This window comes from Providencia alcalifaciens (assembly GCF_915403165.1).
Lineage (GTDB): Bacteria > Pseudomonadota > Gammaproteobacteria > Enterobacterales > Enterobacteriaceae > Providencia > Providencia alcalifaciens_C.
Genome location: NZ_OU659204.1, coordinates 600,360 through 618,054 on the forward strand (window position 1 = coordinate 600,360; position 17,695 = coordinate 618,054).

Genomic DNA, 17,695 nt, shown 5'->3' on the forward strand with positions numbered 1-17,695 from the left:
ATGCTCCTAAGGATTAGCTTTTCTTGCCGCCTAGCCCCAGTGCGAATTATTTAGAGGCTGGTATGGTTAGAGATTGGTAAGCTCGTCATATTTTGAGCTGTAGCTGTGTTGGTTGCTCTCAGCCACCCTAGTCACATACTTATGTATGCTCCTAGGGATAGCTTCGTTTACCGCCTTGCTACAGTTCAAACTATTTAGAGCTTATAGAAAATTGAAGACTAAATAAGTTAAATTTTAAAATGAATAATTAAGAGGACGAAATGAAAGCGGCAACCGCATTAATAAACCGCCGCGCTCTGCGACACAACCTGCAACGCGTGAGAGAATTGGCACCGAATAGCCGTCTGATTGCAGTTGTTAAAGCAAACGCTTATGGTCATGGATTAATTGGAGTGGGCACAGAAGTTCAAGAGTTTGTGGACGGGTTTGGCGTTGCGCGTTTAAATGAAGCTTTGCTGCTTCGACATCAAGGTGTGACAAAACCGATTGTTTTATTAGAAGGCTTTTTCGAAAAATCCGATTTGCAGTTGATGGTGGAATACAACATCGATACAGTGATCCACTGCATTGAACAACTGGAAATGCTGGAAAATGCCCAGCTCGCCAAAAAAATCAAAGTGTGGATGAAACTCGATACTGGCATGCATCGCCTTGGCGTACTTCCTCAGCATGCGGAAAGTTTTTACCAACGTCTTCAAAGCTGTAGCAACGTGGATTTACCTATCAATATTGTTAGCCACTTCTGTCAGGCAGATGCGCCTGAACTCCCAACCACCAAAAAACAAATTGAATGCTTCCAACAGTTTGTGTCTGATAAACCGGGTGAAAAATCCATCGCGGCATCCGCAGGGATCCTCTTATGGCCAGAAGCTCATTATGACTGGGTTCGCCCCGGTATTATGATGTATGGAGCCTCACCGCAAGAAGGCAAAAGCGCTGCAAGCTTCGGTTTATTACCCGTCATGACCTTAAAGTCCAGCCTGATTGCGGTGAGAGAGCATTCGGCAGGGCAGTGTGTTGGCTACGGTGAAACATGGTGCAGTGAACGCAATACTCGTCTTGGGGTGGTAGCGATTGGTTATGGAGATGGTTATCCGCGTAACGTTCCATCAGGAACGCCGGTTTTAGTAAATGGACGAAAAGTGCCGATTATTGGTCGAATTTCTATGGATATGACTGTCGTGGATTTAGGGCCAGATGCCACCGATAAAGTGGGTGATGACGTCATTCTATGGGGAAATGCTCTGCCAGTGGAAGAAATTGCCGCACAAACAGGCATTATTAACTATGAGCTTTTGACGAAATTGACCTCTCGAGTTGCAATGGAATATGTAGACGAATAGGTTTTAAAGGGTTATTTTCAAAAGACAAAAGTAATAAAAGAAAACCTACAAGTAGGAGATATCCTGTGTACCAACATGTTGATGCTTATCCGGGCGACCCGATTTTATCGTTGATGGATGAATTTAATAAAGATACTCGTGAAGGCAAAATTAACCTGAGTATTGGTCTTTATTATGATGCAGAGGGGAAAACTCCTGAGCTGGAAACCGTCGGTACAGCGAAAGCTGCACTGAGAAAACTTCCAGCAAGTGCATCGCTTTATCTGCCAATGGAAGGTTTGAAAGATTACCGTACTGAATTACAAAAATTGGTGTTCGGTGAAGATTGCCCGCTAATTGCCCAAGAGCGTATTGCTACCGTACAAACCATCGGTGGTTCTGGCGCACTGAAAATCGGGGCTGATTTTTTACACCATTATTTTCCGAATTCAGAAGTCTGGTGCAGTAACCCAACATGGGAAAACCACGCTTCTATTTTCTCTGGTGCTGGCACAAAAGTGCATTACTACCCTTATTTCGATGAAAAAACCAAAGGGGTTAAATTTGATGAAATGCTGGAAACTTTCAAAAAGTTACCAGAAAACAGCATCATCTTAATGCACCCTTGCTGTCATAACCCAACAGGCTCAGATTTAACACCAGCTCAGTGGGATGAAGTGACGAAAGTGGCACTTGAACACAAATTGATCCCATTCTTAGATATCGCGTACCAAGGTTTTGCGGAAGGTATCGATGAAGATGCTTATGCGATCCGCGCGATGGTGAAAGTGGGCCTACCAGTATTTGTCAGCAATTCATTCTCGAAAATCTTTGGTATTTACGGTGAACGTGCGGGGGGGTTATCTGTTATCTGTAAAGATAAAGATGAGCGCGACCGCGTGCTGGGGCAATTGAAGGCGGGCGTTCGTCGTCTCTATTCAAGCCCACCGTCTAATGGTGCAAAAATTGTTGCGGCAGTACTGACTGATAGCCAACAAAAAGCCAAATGGCTGGAAGAAGTGGAAGAGATGCGTCTGCGTATTTTAGATATGCGTACCGTCTTAGTGGATGAGCTGAAAAAAGCGCTACCAAACAAAAACTTCGACCACCTGTTAAAACAGCGCGGTATGTTTAGCTACACTGGTTTTTCTCAACAACAAGTTGACCGTCTGAAAGATGAGTTTGCTGTTTATTTAGTTGGAACAGGTCGCGTATGTATGGCTGGTGTAAACCGTCATAATGTGAAGCGCATTGTGGAAGCATTCACTGCCGTTAGCCAGTAATAGACTGTTATATAAGCATTAAAAAAGGGGAACTGAGTTCCCCTTTTTCTATTTTGATTGACGGTTTCTGTTAACTATTTTTACTCAAGCTAACCATTTTTGTTTCAGTTAACTCAGTAGCCACGAGCTAAGATAGGCTTCAAGAAACGCGCTGTATGGGATTTTTCACATTCAGCCACCTGCTCAGGGGTACCTGAAATTAAAATCTCACCGCCACCGCTACCACCTTCTGGACCTAAATCGACAATCCAGTCTGCTGTTTTGATCACATCCAAGTTATGCTCGATGACGACGATGGTGTTGCCTTGATCGCGTAGCTGGTGCAAGACCACAAGCAGTTGTTGGATATCGGCAAAGTGCAATCCGGTGGTTGGTTCATCCAATATATAGATGGTTTGCCCCGTTCCTCGTTTAGACAACTCGCGAGCCAACTTCACGCGCTGGGCTTCACCGCCTGACAAGGTTGTCGCAGATTGGCCTAAGCGAATGTAGGAGAGACCCACATCCATCAGCGTTTGCAGCTTACGCGCTAGCGCAGGTACGGCATCAAAGAATTCACGAGACTCTTCGATGGTCATATCCAACACTTCATGAATGCTTTTGCCTTTGTATTTGATCTCTAAGGTTTCACGGTTATAGCGCTTGCCTTTACATTGGTCACACGGCACATAGACATCGGGCAGGAAGTGCATTTCGACTTTAATTACCCCGTCCCCTTGGCAGGCTTCACAACGACCGCCTTTCACATTAAAGCTGAAACGCCCTGGGTTATAGCCACGAGTTCGTGATTCAGGTACACCCGCGAACAGCTCACGAATTGGTGTAAATATGCCGGTGTAAGTGGCTGGGTTCGAACGTGGTGTACGTCCAATAGGGCTTTGGTCGATATCGATCACTTTATCGAAATGCTCTAAACCTTCGACATTGGTATACGGCGCAGGGTTAATCACTGTAGCCCCATTTAACTGGCGCTGAGCAATTGGAAATAGCGTATCGTTGATGAGCGTGGATTTACCGGAACCAGAAACCCCTGTAATGCACGTAAATAAGCCAACAGGAATATTCAGGGTGACATTCTTCAGGTTGTTGCCCGTTGCGCCAGAGACAGTCAGCACTTTATCTTTATTAAATGGAACACGCGTTTGCGGGATATCAATCTTGCGTTCGCCACTTAAGAATTTACCCGTTAACGATTCTGGGTTAGCGACAATATCTTCCAATGTGCCTTGCGCCACAATTTGCCCACCGTGAACACCGGCTCCTGGGCCAATATCAATCACATGGTCGGCAGCGCGGATGGCATCTTCATCATGCTCAACCACAATTACGGTGTTCCCTAAGTTACGTAGGTGAATCAGGGTTTCCAGTAATCGGTCATTATCACGCTGGTGGAGCCCGATAGACGGTTCATCCAGCACGTACATCACACCAACCAGACCTGCACCGATTTGGCTTGCTAGACGGATACGCTGGGCCTCACCGCCGGATAATGTTTCTGCGGAACGTGAAAGGCTTAAGTAATTCAATCCCACGTTCACTAAGAATTTCAGACGGTCGCCGATCTCTTTTAGAATTTTTTCAGCAATTTGAGCTCGTTGCCCACTGAGTTTTAAGTTTTGGAAAAACTCCATCGCATGGCCGATGCTGTAATCTGCAATTTCAGGCAGCGTGGTATTTTCCACAAACACAAAGCGAGCTTCTTTACGCAAACGGGTGCCGGAGCAAGTCACACAAGGGCGGTTGCTAATGTACTTTGCTAACTCTTCGCGCACCGCGGTGGATTCCGTTTCTTTATAACGGCGTTCCATATTGTTAAGCACACCTTCGAACGGGTGGTGGCGTACGGTAATATCTCCGCGATCATTGCGGTACTTGAATTCAATAGTTTCTTTGCCAGAACCATACAAAATCACTTTTTGAATGGCAGGGCTGAGTGAGTCATAAGGGGCTTCAACATCAAATTTATAGTGTTCGCCCAATGACATTAACATCTGAAAATAATAGAAATTACGACGATCCCATCCGCGGATTGCTCCGCCCGCAAGGGAAATTTCGGGGTTTTGAATCACGCGCTCAGGGTCAAAAAACTGCTGAACCCCTAAGCCATCGCAGCTTGGGCAAGCCCCTGCTGGGTTGTTGAATGAGAACAATCGTGGCTCTAACTCCATCATGCTATAGCCACAAACGGGGCATGCAAAGTTAGCAGAGAACACTAATTCTTCGGCTTTTGGGTCATCCATATCTGCGACAACAGCGGTACCACCAGATAGCTCCAGTGCAGTTTCAAAGGATTCTGCAAGACGCTGGGCGATATCATCACGCACTTTGAAACGGTCAACCACCACTTCAATGGTATGTTTTTTCTGTAATTCGAGTTTTGGTGGATCGGATAAATCACAAACTTCACCATCAATACGGGCGCGAATATAGCCTTGGCTCGCTAAGTTATCGAGTAACTTAACGTGTTCACCTTTACGCTCTTTCACGACTGGAGCCAGCAGCATCATACGGCGATCTGTCGGCTGCGCGAGGACGTTATCCACCATCTGGCTGACGGTTTGTGCAGCAAGCGGAATATCATGATCAGGGCAACGAGGCTCACCCACACGGGCAAACAGTAGACGCAGATAATCATGGATTTCGGTGATGGTCCCGACCGTTGAACGCGGGTTATGGGAAGTGGATTTCTGTTCAATGGAGATAGCAGGCGATAGCCCTTCGATATGGTCAACATCCGGCTTTTCCATTAAAGAAAGGAATTGACGAGCATACGCGGATAGTGACTCAACATAACGGCGCTGGCCTTCTGCATAGAGGGTATCAAAGGCGAGGGAAGATTTCCCTGAGCCAGATAGCCCTGTAATAACTATCAGCTTGTCTCGGGGGATGATGAGATTGATATTTTTTAGGTTATGCGTGCGTGCGCCGCGGACTTCGATATTCTCCATTTACCACTTCCCGAATGAATTGATAGTGAACAAAAATGAACTTGGTAGTCTTAATTAACGAGCCAGTATTAATAAACGATTTAGTATTGCACAAAATTTGCTGAATGGATATACAGTATATGTGCTCTTTATATTTCATTCCATAGGGGGCTGATGGCAACTTATCTGTGGCGACAATAATTAGTGTCTATACTAAAAATCAGTAATGCAGATTTCACTTAAATTTGGAAAGCGCTTCGCAACTTCTTATCGAGCAATCTCAATTTATGGTGCAATACAGATAGGTCGTGGTAAACTTCACGGTCAGTCCAGAGATTAAAAATTCAATGCATCAGGAGTAATAAATGGCCACCAGAGGCGTAAATAAAGTAATTCTTATCGGTAACTTAGGACAAGATCCAGAAATCCGTTATATGCCTAACGGCGGAGCTGTCGCTAACCTGACTCTGGCAACTTCTGAAAGTTGGCGTGACAAGCAAACCGGTGAAATGAAGGAAAAAACAGAGTGGCACCGTGTGGTTATTTTCGGAAAATTAGCGGAAATCGCTGGTGAATATCTGAAAAAAGGTTCACAAGTTTATATCGAAGGTTCGTTGCAAACCCGTAAATGGCAAGACCAAAGCGGTCAAGATCGCTACAGCACCGAAGTCGTGGTGAATATCGGCGGTTCAATGCAAATGTTGGGTGGTCGTGGTGGCGATGCCCCATCACAAGGCCAAAGCGGCGGACAAGGCGGTTGGGGTCAACCACAACAGCCACAAGCAGCACAACAATTCAGTGGCGGCGGCGCAGCTCCAGCGCGTTCACCAGCACCAGCATCACAAGCCAATGAACCACCAATGGATTTTGATGACGATATCCCGTTCTAATTTCTAAATTAGAAAATCAAAATCATCGATTAAAGCCCTTAATATTAAGGGCTTTAATTTTTGGGAGATTAGTTAGCCATGAAATTATTATGAAATTAATTTTATGTGCATGTAACAATTTGATTATATAAAAATAAAATGCAGTTTGAGCTGATTATCTAGCATTTGACATTTACGAAATTTTTCGTAAATTAAGGGTGTTCTATGGGATTTAAGCAAGCTAAAAAGGATATTTTAGCAGCACTACGTCATGGTTATTATCAACATGAAGTTCGTAATAATTATATCGATAAAAATAAACTACAAACGGGTGAAATTGACGCAGAGACGGTTATAGAAATCATTCATCGTAGTACAGGAAATGATTATTCAAAAAGTTCACATCACCAAGCTAACGAAATAGACGTACATATAATAAAAATTGAAGGTTGGTATATTAAATATTATTTAATAGATGATGGCGACATAGGGGTATTTATTAGTGTTCATCAGTAAATGATAAGGGAAAATATGAAACTATATATTCAAGGCGATAAAAGCAAGGCGATTTGTCAAGATTGTGGCTTAGTAACTACAACATTCGATTATAGAAATCTTGAAATTAAAGAAAGCAGTAAAATTGTTAAAAATATCCTTGTTGGGGTTTGTGACTGCTGTGGAAGAACAGTCAGTACGCCAGCACAATCAACGCCAGAGATAAAAAAAGAAAAAGAAAAGGACGTTATATCCATTGAGGCCATTCTTCCGTCTATATATATCGAAATACTTAATTTAGCTTGTTTAAGAATAGATCCGAATACCAGTCAAGAGATGAATAAGCGACTATTGTTTTTGTATGTTCACAATAATAAAAATGATAAATCAATAAAGGATTATATTGATAATTATGATGCGTTATTAAAGATAATACCAATAATGGCATCAATGCCTAAAAAAAGGTTATCAATGAAAGTATCATCAAAATTTGCAAATGAATTTAATGAATTAACGCAATCGCTAGATAAAAATAAAACAGAAACAATTAAAATCATTATCGCTTCAATAAAAAAAGATCTTATTGATAACGAAAATTCTTTTATGGTTGATGAGTTTAGAAAAACTCATTCTCTGAGCGTGTGCTAATTTGGATGGGAGCATCACAACACAACAATATTTCGTGACTGACCTCACATTTGAAATCCACAACCAAGAAAAACGAAAAAAAGGGTTGTGAAGGTTAGGATTTTATGGTTTCTTAAATGCAGCAAACACAAAAATGAAAAATCAGACAGACTTTAGCTAAACAGGAAATTCATTAAACATGGATTTTAGCTAAACCAGACAGAATTAAATTACAGGAAACTCCCGTGAAAATGACCGCTAACCGTTCAAACCTACTACTTACCGCGCCACTAGCCGCGGTAGTCGTGCGTGTGGTGGTGGTCGTGGGCTTAGCGCCGTAACGGGAACAAATCACGCGATTTAGAAACCCCGCCGGCGCAAACCGAGCGGGGTTTTTTTATGACCTAAAACTCGGATCCGCAGGCTAGTGAAGGAATAAAAAATTATGAGCGAGTCGGGCACAACATCACCACAAAAAACCTGTTTTACAGGCGCAGAATTGATTGTCCATTTATTGGAAAAACATGGTATTACCATCGTTTCTGGTATTCCGGGCGGGGCTGCATTGCCATTCTATGATGCGCTGGGGCAGAGCAAAAAAATTCGCCACATACTGGCGCGTCACGAGCAAGGTGCGGGTTTTATTGCGCAGGGAATTGCGCGTAGCACAGGTAAAGCGGCGGTATGTATTTCCTCAAGTGGCCCCGGAGCCACTAACTTAGTGACTGCCATTGCAGATGCTAAGTTGGATTCAATTCCACTAGTATGCATCACTGCGCAAGTGCCATCTTCGATGATTGGTACCGATGCGTTTCAGGAAGTGGATACTTACGGTATCTCGATTCCGATTACGAAACACAACTATTTGGTGCGCAGTATTGAAGACCTACCTCAGGTTATTTGCGAAGCATTCCGTATCGCTGAGTCTGGGCGTCCAGGGCCTGTTTGGATTGATATTCCAAAAGATGTTCAGACCGCAACCATTGAATTAGATGCACTGCCAGAGGTTTTACCGAAAGACAAAACCCCAAGTTTCGATATGGAAAAAGTGATCCACGCGGCGGAAATGATCAACCGTGCGAAGCGCCCAGTTCTCTATTTAGGTGGTGGAGTGATTAGCTCGGATTCAACGGCGACAGCTATCGCTTTTGCGGAAAAAGCCTCTTTACCAACAACAATGACCTTGATGGCGTTGGGCACTATCCCGATACGTCATCCGTTGTATTTGGGCATGTTGGGCATGCATGCGGCACGTAGCACGAACATGATCATGGAAGAGTCTGATTTACTGATTGTTATTGGCGCTCGCTTTGATGATCGTGCAATTGGTAACGCAGAAAAATTCTGTCCGAATGCCAAAATTATTCACGTTGATATCGATAAAGCGGAAATCAGTAAAATCAAACGCCCTGATATTGCTATTCATGCCGATGCGGGACAGATTCTGGAATTGTTGCTGCCATTAGTTGAGCGAAACGATCGCCGAGAGTGGGTTCAACAAGTCAATGATCTGAAAAATAATTATCCGCTGAATTTAACCAATGCGAATGATCCGTTAGATCATTACGGTTTGGTATTAGCCACTGCACGAGCCGCAGGGGAAGAGGCGATTGTCACGACGGATGTTGGGCAACACCAAATGTGGGCAGCGCAAGCTTATCCATTATCACGCCCTCGCCAGTGGTTAACATCCGGCGGTTTGGGCACAATGGGCTTTGGTTTACCGGCCGCAATTGGCGCAGCGTTGGCTCACCCAGATAAAACCATCGTTTGTTTCTCAGGTGATGGCAGCTTGATGATGAATATTCAGGAATTGGCGACAGCCGCTGAGCATCAGTTAAACGTTAAAATTATTTTAATGAACAACCAAGCATTGGGAATGGTGCATCAGCAGCAAGATCTGTTTTTTGAGAATCGTATCTTTGCAGCGGCTTATCCGTATCAGACGGATTTTATTAAAATTGCCTCTGGGTTTGGTTTCCAAACGTGTGATTTAAATAATGAAGCCGACCCTGAAATGGCACTTGAAGCGATTATGAACACCAAAGGTCCTTGTTTAATTCATGCCTTGATTGATGTAAATCAGAAGGTATATCCAATGGTTCCTCCTGGTGCCGCTAATATTGATATGATCGGAGCGTAATTATGGTATTTGAACATCACCCTATCGCCTTAGAATTAATTGTTCGCAACCATCCGGGCGTCATGTCACATATTTGCGGGCTGTTTGCTCGTCGTGCATTTAACGTGGATGGCATCTTATGTTTGCCAATTAAAGATAGAGATGAAAGCCGAATTTGGTTATTAGTACAAAAAGATGAGCGTTTATCGCAGATGATTAACCAAGTTGAAAAACTGGAAGACGTCCGTGAAGTTCGCTTTAGCGATGATCTGCGCGTGTTTGAAATCATGCAGGATTATTTGCAGTAAATCTTAACGGATGTTGTCAGCCTACAAGGATGGTAAGCTGACACATTAAACGCCATCACTTAAATGTGAATAGGTCATCACGACGGTGGCGTGCACATCCCCTTCAATAGATAAGTAAGCGTGAGGAAAGTCTCCGCTGAAAGCGTAAAAATCCCCGGCCTCAAGAACGACATTTTGCTCATTTTCTAAGCGTAGCATAAGGGAACCCGCGTGTACCATAATGTGTTCATGGGTGCCGACCATATGAGCGGGGCTGTTAATAATTGCGCCTCTTTTCATACTGAGTTGCCAAATTTCAGAGACGTTTCCCATGCTGATACGAAATTTAAATTGCTCTAAATAATCGCCTTCGAGTGGTGTGGCCTTCACCAAATAAGGATAAGATTCATTTTGGCGTGTAAATAAGTCACTGAGCGGAAAACGCAGTGCCGCTGCAATGGACTCTAAGGTGTCGATGCGTGGGTTTGAATCCCCTGATTCCAGTTTAGAAAGAGCAGCTTTAGAGATCCCTGATAAGAGGGAAAGCTGACTCAGAGAAAGGTTTCTCGCTTGACGTAACAGACGCACTTTCTGACCAATTTTTATATTTATTTTATTTTCCACGACACTGTCTTCCACAATATTGCTTTTATAAATTCTCATTTCTGCTGTCAATTCTAACATCTTAAATATGAAATGTCAGAAACCCGATATTATGAAAATAATATTTTGCTGAATGCGAATAAATGAAGAAATAATCTAAAAATTATTTTTTAAATAAACAATTATAAAAATAAGATTTGTTGTTTTTCAGTGTGTTATTTTGTTGAATAAATTCATGATATAATTTACTTTGTATTATTCTAATGACTGAATATGTCACAGTGTTTTATTTCAAATAAATAATATTTTTTCGGAGTTTATATCTGACAATTAATCCTAATTGAGCAGATTAATACAAAAATGAACCCTGCTAATTCGAGTTTTCAACATTTTCGACGTTCTGCTTCTTTTGCTATTTTTACGATTACAACCAGCATTGCCGTTATCGGCATCGTGATTGGTCTCAGTATCCCGATGGTGGCGCTGCGGCTGAATAATTTTGGTGTGGGTGAGCTGTACATTGGCATTATCTCTGCGGCTCCAGCCTTGGGGATGTTTTTGATTGCCCCTGTGGTACAGCGCATTGTGAAGTGGTGTGGAAAGCGCAAAGCGATGTTAATTGCGACGATGATCTCCGCCATTAGCTTACTGCCACTATTAAGTTCGCTACCTTTATGGTTGCTTTTCCCTTTGCGATTGATTACGGGACTTGCGAGCGGAGTGATGATTTGTTTGGGGGAAACGTGGATCAACGAATTATCCCCTGAAAACAAGCGCGGGCGGATATTAGCGATTTACACGACGGTATTTACCGTGAGCCAATTATTAGGTCCGTCATTTATTGCCTATTATGGTGTGGAAGATAAATCGCCTCTGTTTATCTGTACCTTGATCCACTTAATTTCTGTGGCTTTATTCCTACTGATGGATCAAAAAGTAGGGGATAGGCTTGCAGAAACGGCGTCAGAATCTAACTTTTCAATTGTACAATTCGTGAAAGTTGCTCCTGGAATTTGTGCCGGAATCCTATTTTTTGCTTTTTTCGATGGCACTATCCTGTCGATGTTCCCGATTTATGGGATGGGCATGGGGCATACCGAGGCGGTTGCTGCGATGATGATCAGCGCAATTTTGGCGGGGGATGCGATTATGCAGATGCCGTTTGGTTGGTTAGCTGACCACATGAATCGCGAAAAATTGTACCGTATTTGTGGTGTGGTCACGCTAGGGGCGAGTATGCTGTTGCCGTTCTTAATCACGCACACTTACTTTATTTGGGTTTTACTGTTTGTGTTAGGGGCGACGGCTGGGGCTATTTACACCATTGCTTTAGTGCAGATAGGCCAATACTTCAAAGGGAATGAGCTGATTATAGCCAACGCCGCAGCGGCAATGTTATGGGGCGTGGGTAATCTTTCAGGTCCATTATTGGCTGGAGCCGCAACGGCGATTTCACCGTCTGGCTTGCCAATGCTATTGATTGGAATTGCGGGGCTATTTTTATGGTTTACCCGTGAAAAATATGGCGCTCAAGCCATTGAACAACAAGCTCAGTAACGTTTTTATTATCAATGTCCTAAAAAAATCCCCGAGTTTTTGGCTCAGGGATTTTTTATTGGCTACCCACTATTCTATCACTCGATAAACGACTAAATTCTCACGGAATTCATCAGGGCGATGATTTGACCAAAACAGTTCCATGCCTTCAGGAGCGGGTTGAACTTCTTTGGATAACACAATCAGCCAGCGGCACTGCTGTGGTTTTTCAATTTCCATCTGTCTCTGATGCAAAATACCGGTGTAGTAATAGAGCATCGGCGCTTCTGATTCCCCAAGGTTTTCGGAAGCCATACAGTCATTCTGGGTAAATTGCCCTTCTAAATGATGACGAAGATCCACAAAAACCCCTTCGTAGCCTTTTGAATAATCAATCCAGCCAACAAACAACGTGAGAATAATGCTCCACACACTTACCATCCCCAGTGACCAGTTTCTTGTCGCTTGGAAAGCGCTGTTTGATGAGGAAATAAGACGATTGCGGAAGAACCAAAAACAGGTAATAAAAATGCCCGCTATCAACGCAAATACAGAAAAATGCATTTGGTAATCAAGAGGTAACCAACGACCAAAAACAGGCAACCATTGGGCGTGATGACCAACAAGTACGATAGCGTAGCAAACCCACAGAAAGAGAATTATCCCAGACCAGAAGAGGGCGGCGAAGCGTGCAAATGCGTTCAATACTTTCTCTGAAACCAGCCAAGAGCCTGCACACCGAGGATCGCCATCGGAGCAATAAAGGGCAGTAAATAGAGTGCTCGCCCACTGGCAGACATTTGTAAGAATACCACGCCAAGGACGGGAAATATGGCAATCAAATATTCATTATGATCACGCAGGCGTTTGAGTGGATGACGTAAAAAATAGGCAGTTGCCAGTAGCCCTGCAGGGAGCGCAAAGAATGCGACTGCAGAAGGAATGCGCGTGAAATTGGCTTTAGCCCCTAACTTTTCAACGGAGAATCCAAGGAAGCGACCAATGTTATTTTCCCAGAACCAAGTCACGAACAGCTCGGGATGCTGCACATACAGAATAATTGGCCAAGGTAGGATAGCAATGAGAGCGACCAAGCCTGCGAATAGCGCGGGTAACCAAAACTGTTTAGACCGGCACTGAGCGAGAAACACAGGTGCCAAAAATAGACTGATCCACAGAACGCCGGGAATAAATACACCTTTAGATAAGGTGGTGATAATGGTTCCAAGGCAGAGCCAGAAGGCGGACGCAGCAATTTTCTGTTGCTGAATTAACCCTAATAAGCCATATAAACCGATGGTAGCCCCTGTAATTAGCGATACATCCGTGAACATTTCATGGGTGTGTCGCAATATTCCGGGCGCACAAATATACAGAGCAACAGCTATCCAAATACGGATATCAGAAAAACTGTCGGATTTAAAAAAGCGACGAGCTAATAAAATAAAAAATGAAAAATTAATAATAGAAAAAAATAAGCTCGCGCTGCGGGCTGCATCGTATAGAGGCATCACTCCCGATAGTAAATGAGAAAAAAACGTCGCCGTCCAATAATAGAGTGGCGGCTTTTCCATAAAAGGCTCGCCCGCATTGGTAGGAACCAGCCAATTACCCGTCTCATACATCGTTTGAATAATACCAAAACTGTAGTTTTCATCCTGCTTCCATGGGCTATGTCCATAAATCCCGGGAAGGAGATAAATCAGTAAAAATACAGCAAAAAGTATTAAGGCACTTTTTGGCATTGTTTTAATTGAGGTTGTAATGGTTGACATAATATTTATAGCGAGTGTTAAGTATTATTAAAAAATATATTTATAAAAATAATCACCAGAGAAATGAGTTATTTAATTAGTATTAGAGAATAAATACTTTCATAAACAGATTATTTATTAAAAACTCAATATTAGTGGGGGATTTTAGCAACACTCTCACACATGTATTTAAACAAAGGATATATAGAACGAAATATGACTAACTTTCATGGAGGATTGTAAAAATACGACGCAGTTTTTATGGTTAGCGGCTAAAAAGTAGCCAGTTATAAAACACTTGATCAATTCCCCCCTTTCGAACGATAATTACGCTCTTCACAATTCGCCTCACTTTGTTCTGAAAGCCAAACGTTTGCGCACTGTCCCTAGAGAGTCACTCTGTTTACCAGTTATCTCGGTTCAGTGAACATTTATCAAAAGGTAATCGTTTACGTGAGTTTCAGTTTGAGGCGATATTCGCTAAGTCACCAAGCAAAAAATGAATAAATGCTTAGGAAAATATTAGCAAAAATAGTGACATAGAATTTTCTAAAATTAATAGCAGAGGTATACCATGGCAGGCCAACAGGCTTCATCCAATTGCAAATTGGATTCATATTTTAAGATCACAGCGCGTGGCTCATCAGTGCGCCGCGAAATCATTGCGGGATTAACGACATTCTTAGCGATGGTTTATTCTGTCATCGTCGTGCCGGGTATGTTAGGACAAGCAGGCTTTCCACCTACTGCTGTGTTTATCGCAACCTGTTTAGTGGCAGGTTTTGGTTCTTTATTAATGGGGTTATGGGCGAATCTGCCAATGGCGATTGGCTGTGCAATCTCATTGACCGCATTTACCGCCTTTAGCTTGGTGTTAGGGCAACATATTAGTATTCCAGTTGCATTGGGTGCCGTGTTCTTAATGGGGTGTTTATTCACCATTATCTCTGTGACAGGTATTCGTAGTTGGATTTTACGTAACATGCCAATGGGCGTGGCTCACGGTACGGGTATTGGTATCGGTCTGTTTTTACTGTTGATTGCAGCGACGGGCGTTGGCTTAGTGGTTAAAAACCCAAATGCAGGTTTACCTGTTGCGTTGGGTGAGTTCACTTCATTCCCTGTTTTAATGTCTCTGATTGGCTTAGCGGTAATTTTTGGTTTAGAAAAACGCCGCGTGCCGGGTGGGGTGTTATTAGTCATTATCGCGATTTCGATTATTGGTTTGATTTTCGACCCTGCTGTTAAATACCAAGGTTTCTTTAAACTGCCTTCATTCGGTGAAGATGGTTTAGCGTTGATGTTTAGCATGGATATTATGGGTGCTCTTCAAGCAGCGGTTCTGCCAAGCGTTCTGGCATTAGTAATGACAGCCGTTTTTGATGCAACGGGGACTATCCGCGCGGTTGCGGGTCAAGCGAACTTGCTGGATAAAGACGGTCAGATTATTGATGGTGGAAAAGCATTAACCGCTGACTCTGTAAGCAGCATTTTTGCAGGGGCTATCGGTGCATCACCAGCTGCCGTATATATTGAATCTGCAGCAGGAACCGCAGCAGGCGGTCGTACAGGTTTAACCGCCGTAGTTGTTGGTGTTTTATTCTTATTTATTTTGTTCTTATCGCCATTGTCTTATCTGGTACCTGCCTATGCAACGGCACCAGCGTTGATGTATGTGGGTCTGTTGATGCTGAGCAATGTCTCGAAATTAGATTTCGATGATTTTGTGGATTCAATGTCAGGTTTATTGTGTGCGGTATTCATCGTATTAACCTGCAATATCGTTACCGGTATTATGTTAGGTTTCGCCTCACTGGTTATCGGGCGTATTTGTGCGGGTGAGTGGCGTAAACTGAATATAGGTAGTGTGATTATCGCGGTTCTATTGGTAGCGTTTTATGCTGCCGGCCTTGCTATCTAAAGGTAATTCTCATGATAGGGCGGCACCTGCTGTCGCCCTTTAACGGATTGTTGCGATTCGTTCTAAAGTCCAAATTATTTTCCCGTCAGATAGCCTGTTAAGGATAGAATAGTGCTAAGGCGGTAAATGAAGTGAAATGCCTATTTTCAACCAATGGCTGCCTTGACTGAAAATCTCATGGTCTGGACGGTGCTATCTCTTACTATGCGGCGGCAGGCAAATTTTGGGTTCTCCCGTTATACTTTAAGCTGCGATATTTAGGGTATGCATTAGTTAATAAGTAAGGGCAACATGGAAATTTTCTTTACTATTCTTATTTTGATCTTGGCTGTCTCTGTTTCTGGTGTGGTGACGAAAGTCATTCCCATCCGTATTCCCCTTCCTCTTATTCAAATCGCTATCGGTGCATTATTAGCGTGGCCTCAGTTTGGGTTACACGTCTCTTTTGACCCTGAACTTTTTATGGTTCTGTTGATTCCACCGCTGTTATTCGTCGATGGGTGGAAAACCCCTACCCGTGAATTTTTCCAGAATGGGCGAGAAATTTTCATTCTGGTATTAGTGCTAGTGTTGGTAACCGTTATCGGAATTGGTTATCTGATTTACTGGCTGATGCCCGGTATTCCGCTTATTGCCGCCTTTGCGCTGGCAGCGGTACTTTCCCCAACAGATGCGGTGGCATTGTCCTCTATCGTCGGGAAAGGGCGAATTCCCAAACGCATGATGAGCGTACTCGAAGGGGAAGCATTGATGAACGATGCTTCCGGTCTGGTGGCGTTGAAGTTCGCCGTGGCGATTGCCATGGGAACGATGGTTTTCAGCGTATCGGGTGTCACAATCGAATTCTTTAAAGTCGCAGTTGGTGGCCTGTTGGCGGGCGTTGCTGTGACTTGGTTATACAGTAAATCTCTGCGCTTAATGAGCCGCTGGAGTGGGGATGACCCCGCAACACAAATTGTCTTTATGCTGCTGTTACCATTCGCCTCCTACATGATTGCGGAACATATCGGTTTCTCGGGTATTTTGGCGGCGGTTGCTGCGGGTATGACTATCACCAAATCTGGCGTTATACGTAATGCCCCTTTGGCGATGCGTTTACGTGCTGATAGCGTCTGGTCGATGTTAGAGTTTGTCTTTAATGGCTTAGTGTTCATTATGCTTGGTCTGCAATTACCGGGGATTTGGGAAACATCGGTTATTCAAGCGGAACTCGACCCAAGCGTTGAAACGTGGATGTTATTCACCGCCGTGGTGATTATCTATTTTGCGCTGCTGTTATTACGTTTTTGCTGGCTATGGTTGATGAAGAGATTCAGTCGCTTGTTCCTGAAAAAACGCCCATTACAGTTTGCGAACTATACAGTCCGTGAACTGTGGCTAGCGTCGTTTGCTGGGGTTCGTGGGGCGATTACTTTAGCCGGTGTGCTCTCGGTACCTCTGTTTTTAACTGATGGTTCTCCGTTCCCTGCAAGGTACCAGCTGGTGTTTATCGCCGCTGGGGTCATTTTATTCTCTATTTTTGCGGGCGTTGTGGCGTTACCACTCCTGCTACGTAATTTTAAAGTGGGGGATAAAGAGGCGGATATTAACGAAATCCGTATGGCGAAAGCAGCAATGGCAGAAGTGGCGATTGTCAGCTTGAACAAGATGCAAGAGCGTTTATCTGCGGATGTGGAAGAGCAATTAGACTCGGAAGACATCAACGAGGTTGCGACAAGGGTGATTGGTCATTTACGTCGTCGGACGGCAGACCAAGACGAAATGGAGCATAACTTGCAAATTGAAGACCTTGAACGACGTTTTCGCTTAACGGCGCTACGCGCAGAACGTGGAGAGCTCTATCACTTACGTGCAACCCGGAAAATCAGTAATGAAACCTTACAAAGCTTGCTGGTGGATCTGGATTTATTAGAAGCCGTGCTGATCGAAAAAGAGCATTAAAACGAAAA

The 17,695-nt window shown here is 43.6% G+C and carries 13 protein-coding genes and 1 pseudogene; 11 read left to right on the forward strand and 3 right to left on the reverse strand.

Annotation, left to right across the window (positions count from 1 at the left end):
* The first annotated feature begins 260 nt into the window (after positions 1-260).
* Complete coding sequence (alr, locus tag LDO73_RS02625) at positions 261-1,343, forward strand: alanine racemase (RefSeq protein ID WP_224060073.1); 1,083 nt, start codon at positions 261-263, stop codon at positions 1,341-1,343.
* Positions 1,344-1,408: 65 nt separating this feature from the next.
* Positions 1,409-2,605 carry an aromatic amino acid transaminase gene (locus LDO73_RS02630; protein ID WP_224060074.1) on the forward strand — a complete coding sequence of 399 codons (1,197 nt, stop codon included), beginning with the start codon at positions 1,409-1,411 and terminating at the stop codon, positions 2,603-2,605.
* Between the two features lie 113 nt (positions 2,606-2,718).
* Here the strand turns inward: LDO73_RS02630 and uvrA are convergent, their stop codons facing one another.
* Positions 2,719-5,553, reverse strand: coding sequence for an excinuclease ABC subunit UvrA (uvrA, locus tag LDO73_RS02635; RefSeq protein ID WP_224060075.1), 2,835 nt, complete (start codon positions 5,551-5,553; stop codon positions 2,719-2,721).
* Positions 5,554-5,897: 344 nt separating this feature from the next.
* On the opposite strand from uvrA, the gene LDO73_RS02640 reads away from it, so the two are divergent.
* The 6 genes from LDO73_RS02640 to ilvN all read left to right on the forward strand — a co-directional run bounded on the left by LDO73_RS02640 (position 5,898) and on the right by ilvN (position 9,953).
* Positions 5,898-6,422: a single-stranded DNA-binding protein gene (locus LDO73_RS02640; protein WP_224060076.1), complete on the forward strand. Its 525-nt coding sequence runs from the start codon at positions 5,898-5,900 to the stop codon at positions 6,420-6,422.
* 204 nt (positions 6,423-6,626) lie between these two features.
* Positions 6,627-6,917: a hypothetical protein gene (locus LDO73_RS02645; protein ID WP_224060077.1), complete on the forward strand. Its 291-nt coding sequence runs from the start codon at positions 6,627-6,629 to the stop codon at positions 6,915-6,917.
* 15 nt (positions 6,918-6,932) lie between these two features.
* Positions 6,933-7,544, forward strand: coding sequence for a hypothetical protein (locus LDO73_RS02650; RefSeq protein ID WP_224060078.1), 612 nt, complete (start codon positions 6,933-6,935; stop codon positions 7,542-7,544).
* 230 nt (positions 7,545-7,774) lie between these two features.
* Positions 7,775-7,864 (forward strand): ilvB operon leader peptide IvbL, encoded by a 90-nt coding sequence (gene ivbL, locus LDO73_RS02655; protein ID WP_108479355.1) that lies wholly within the window; start codon positions 7,775-7,777, stop codon positions 7,862-7,864.
* 104 nt (positions 7,865-7,968) lie between these two features.
* The gene (gene ilvB / locus LDO73_RS02660) at positions 7,969-9,666 is read left to right on the forward strand and encodes an acetolactate synthase large subunit (protein WP_224060079.1); all 1,698 of its coding nucleotides are present in this window, start codon (positions 7,969-7,971) and stop codon (positions 9,664-9,666) included.
* Positions 9,667-9,668: 2 nt separating this feature from the next.
* A complete protein-coding gene (gene ilvN, locus LDO73_RS02665; RefSeq protein ID WP_224060080.1) occupies positions 9,669-9,953 on the forward strand; it encodes an acetolactate synthase small subunit in 285 nt (94 codons plus the stop codon).
* A gap of 45 nt (positions 9,954-9,998) precedes the next feature.
* Here ilvN and LDO73_RS02670 read toward each other — a convergent pair whose 3' ends face one another.
* Positions 9,999-10,556 carry a helix-turn-helix domain-containing protein gene (locus LDO73_RS02670; RefSeq protein WP_224061122.1) on the reverse strand — a complete coding sequence of 186 codons (558 nt, stop codon included), beginning with the start codon at positions 10,554-10,556 and terminating at the stop codon, positions 9,999-10,001.
* A 339-nt stretch (positions 10,557-10,895) separates the two neighbouring features.
* Between LDO73_RS02670 and LDO73_RS02675 the strand changes: the two genes are divergently transcribed.
* Positions 10,896-12,092: an MFS transporter gene (locus LDO73_RS02675; protein ID WP_224060081.1), complete on the forward strand. Its 1,197-nt coding sequence runs from the start codon at positions 10,896-10,898 to the stop codon at positions 12,090-12,092.
* Between the two features lie 69 nt (positions 12,093-12,161).
* Here LDO73_RS02675 and LDO73_RS02680 read toward each other — a convergent pair.
* A pseudogene (locus LDO73_RS02680) lies at positions 12,162-13,846 on the reverse strand (ArnT family glycosyltransferase).
* Between the two features lie 553 nt (positions 13,847-14,399).
* On the opposite strand from LDO73_RS02680, the gene LDO73_RS02685 reads away from it, so the two are divergent.
* Together LDO73_RS02685 and LDO73_RS02690 are read left to right on the forward strand one after the other, a co-directional pair.
* Positions 14,400-15,746, forward strand: coding sequence for an NCS2 family permease (locus tag LDO73_RS02685; protein ID WP_224060082.1), 1,347 nt, complete (start codon positions 14,400-14,402; stop codon positions 15,744-15,746).
* Between the two features lie 291 nt (positions 15,747-16,037).
* A complete protein-coding gene (locus LDO73_RS02690) occupies positions 16,038-17,687 on the forward strand; it encodes a Na+/H+ antiporter (protein WP_224060083.1) in 1,650 nt (549 codons plus the stop codon).
* The last annotated feature ends 8 nt before the right edge of the window (positions 17,688-17,695 follow it).

Excerpts from the sequence above, each read along its gene's own strand:
- alr (WP_224060073.1), top strand. The coding sequence starts at position 261 with ATGAAAGCGGCAACCGCATTAATAAACCGCCGCGCTCTGCGACACAAC.
- uvrA (WP_224060075.1), bottom strand. The coding sequence starts at position 5,553 with ATGGAGAATATCGAAGTCCGCGGCGCACGCACGCATAACCTAAAAAAT.
- LDO73_RS02640 (WP_224060076.1), top strand. The coding sequence starts at position 5,898 with ATGGCCACCAGAGGCGTAAATAAAGTAATTCTTATCGGTAACTTAGGA.
- LDO73_RS02645 (WP_224060077.1), top strand. The coding sequence starts at position 6,627 with ATGGGATTTAAGCAAGCTAAAAAGGATATTTTAGCAGCACTACGTCAT.
- LDO73_RS02650 (WP_224060078.1), top strand. The coding sequence starts at position 6,933 with ATGAAACTATATATTCAAGGCGATAAAAGCAAGGCGATTTGTCAAGAT.
- ivbL (WP_108479355.1), top strand. The coding sequence starts at position 7,775 with ATGACCGCTAACCGTTCAAACCTACTACTTACCGCGCCACTAGCCGCG.
- ilvB (WP_224060079.1), top strand. The coding sequence starts at position 7,969 with ATGAGCGAGTCGGGCACAACATCACCACAAAAAACCTGTTTTACAGGC.
- ilvN (WP_224060080.1), top strand. The coding sequence starts at position 9,669 with ATGGTATTTGAACATCACCCTATCGCCTTAGAATTAATTGTTCGCAAC.
- LDO73_RS02675 (WP_224060081.1), top strand. The coding sequence starts at position 10,896 with ATGAACCCTGCTAATTCGAGTTTTCAACATTTTCGACGTTCTGCTTCT.
- LDO73_RS02685 (WP_224060082.1), top strand. The coding sequence starts at position 14,400 with ATGGCAGGCCAACAGGCTTCATCCAATTGCAAATTGGATTCATATTTT.
- LDO73_RS02690 (WP_224060083.1), top strand. The coding sequence starts at position 16,038 with ATGGAAATTTTCTTTACTATTCTTATTTTGATCTTGGCTGTCTCTGTT.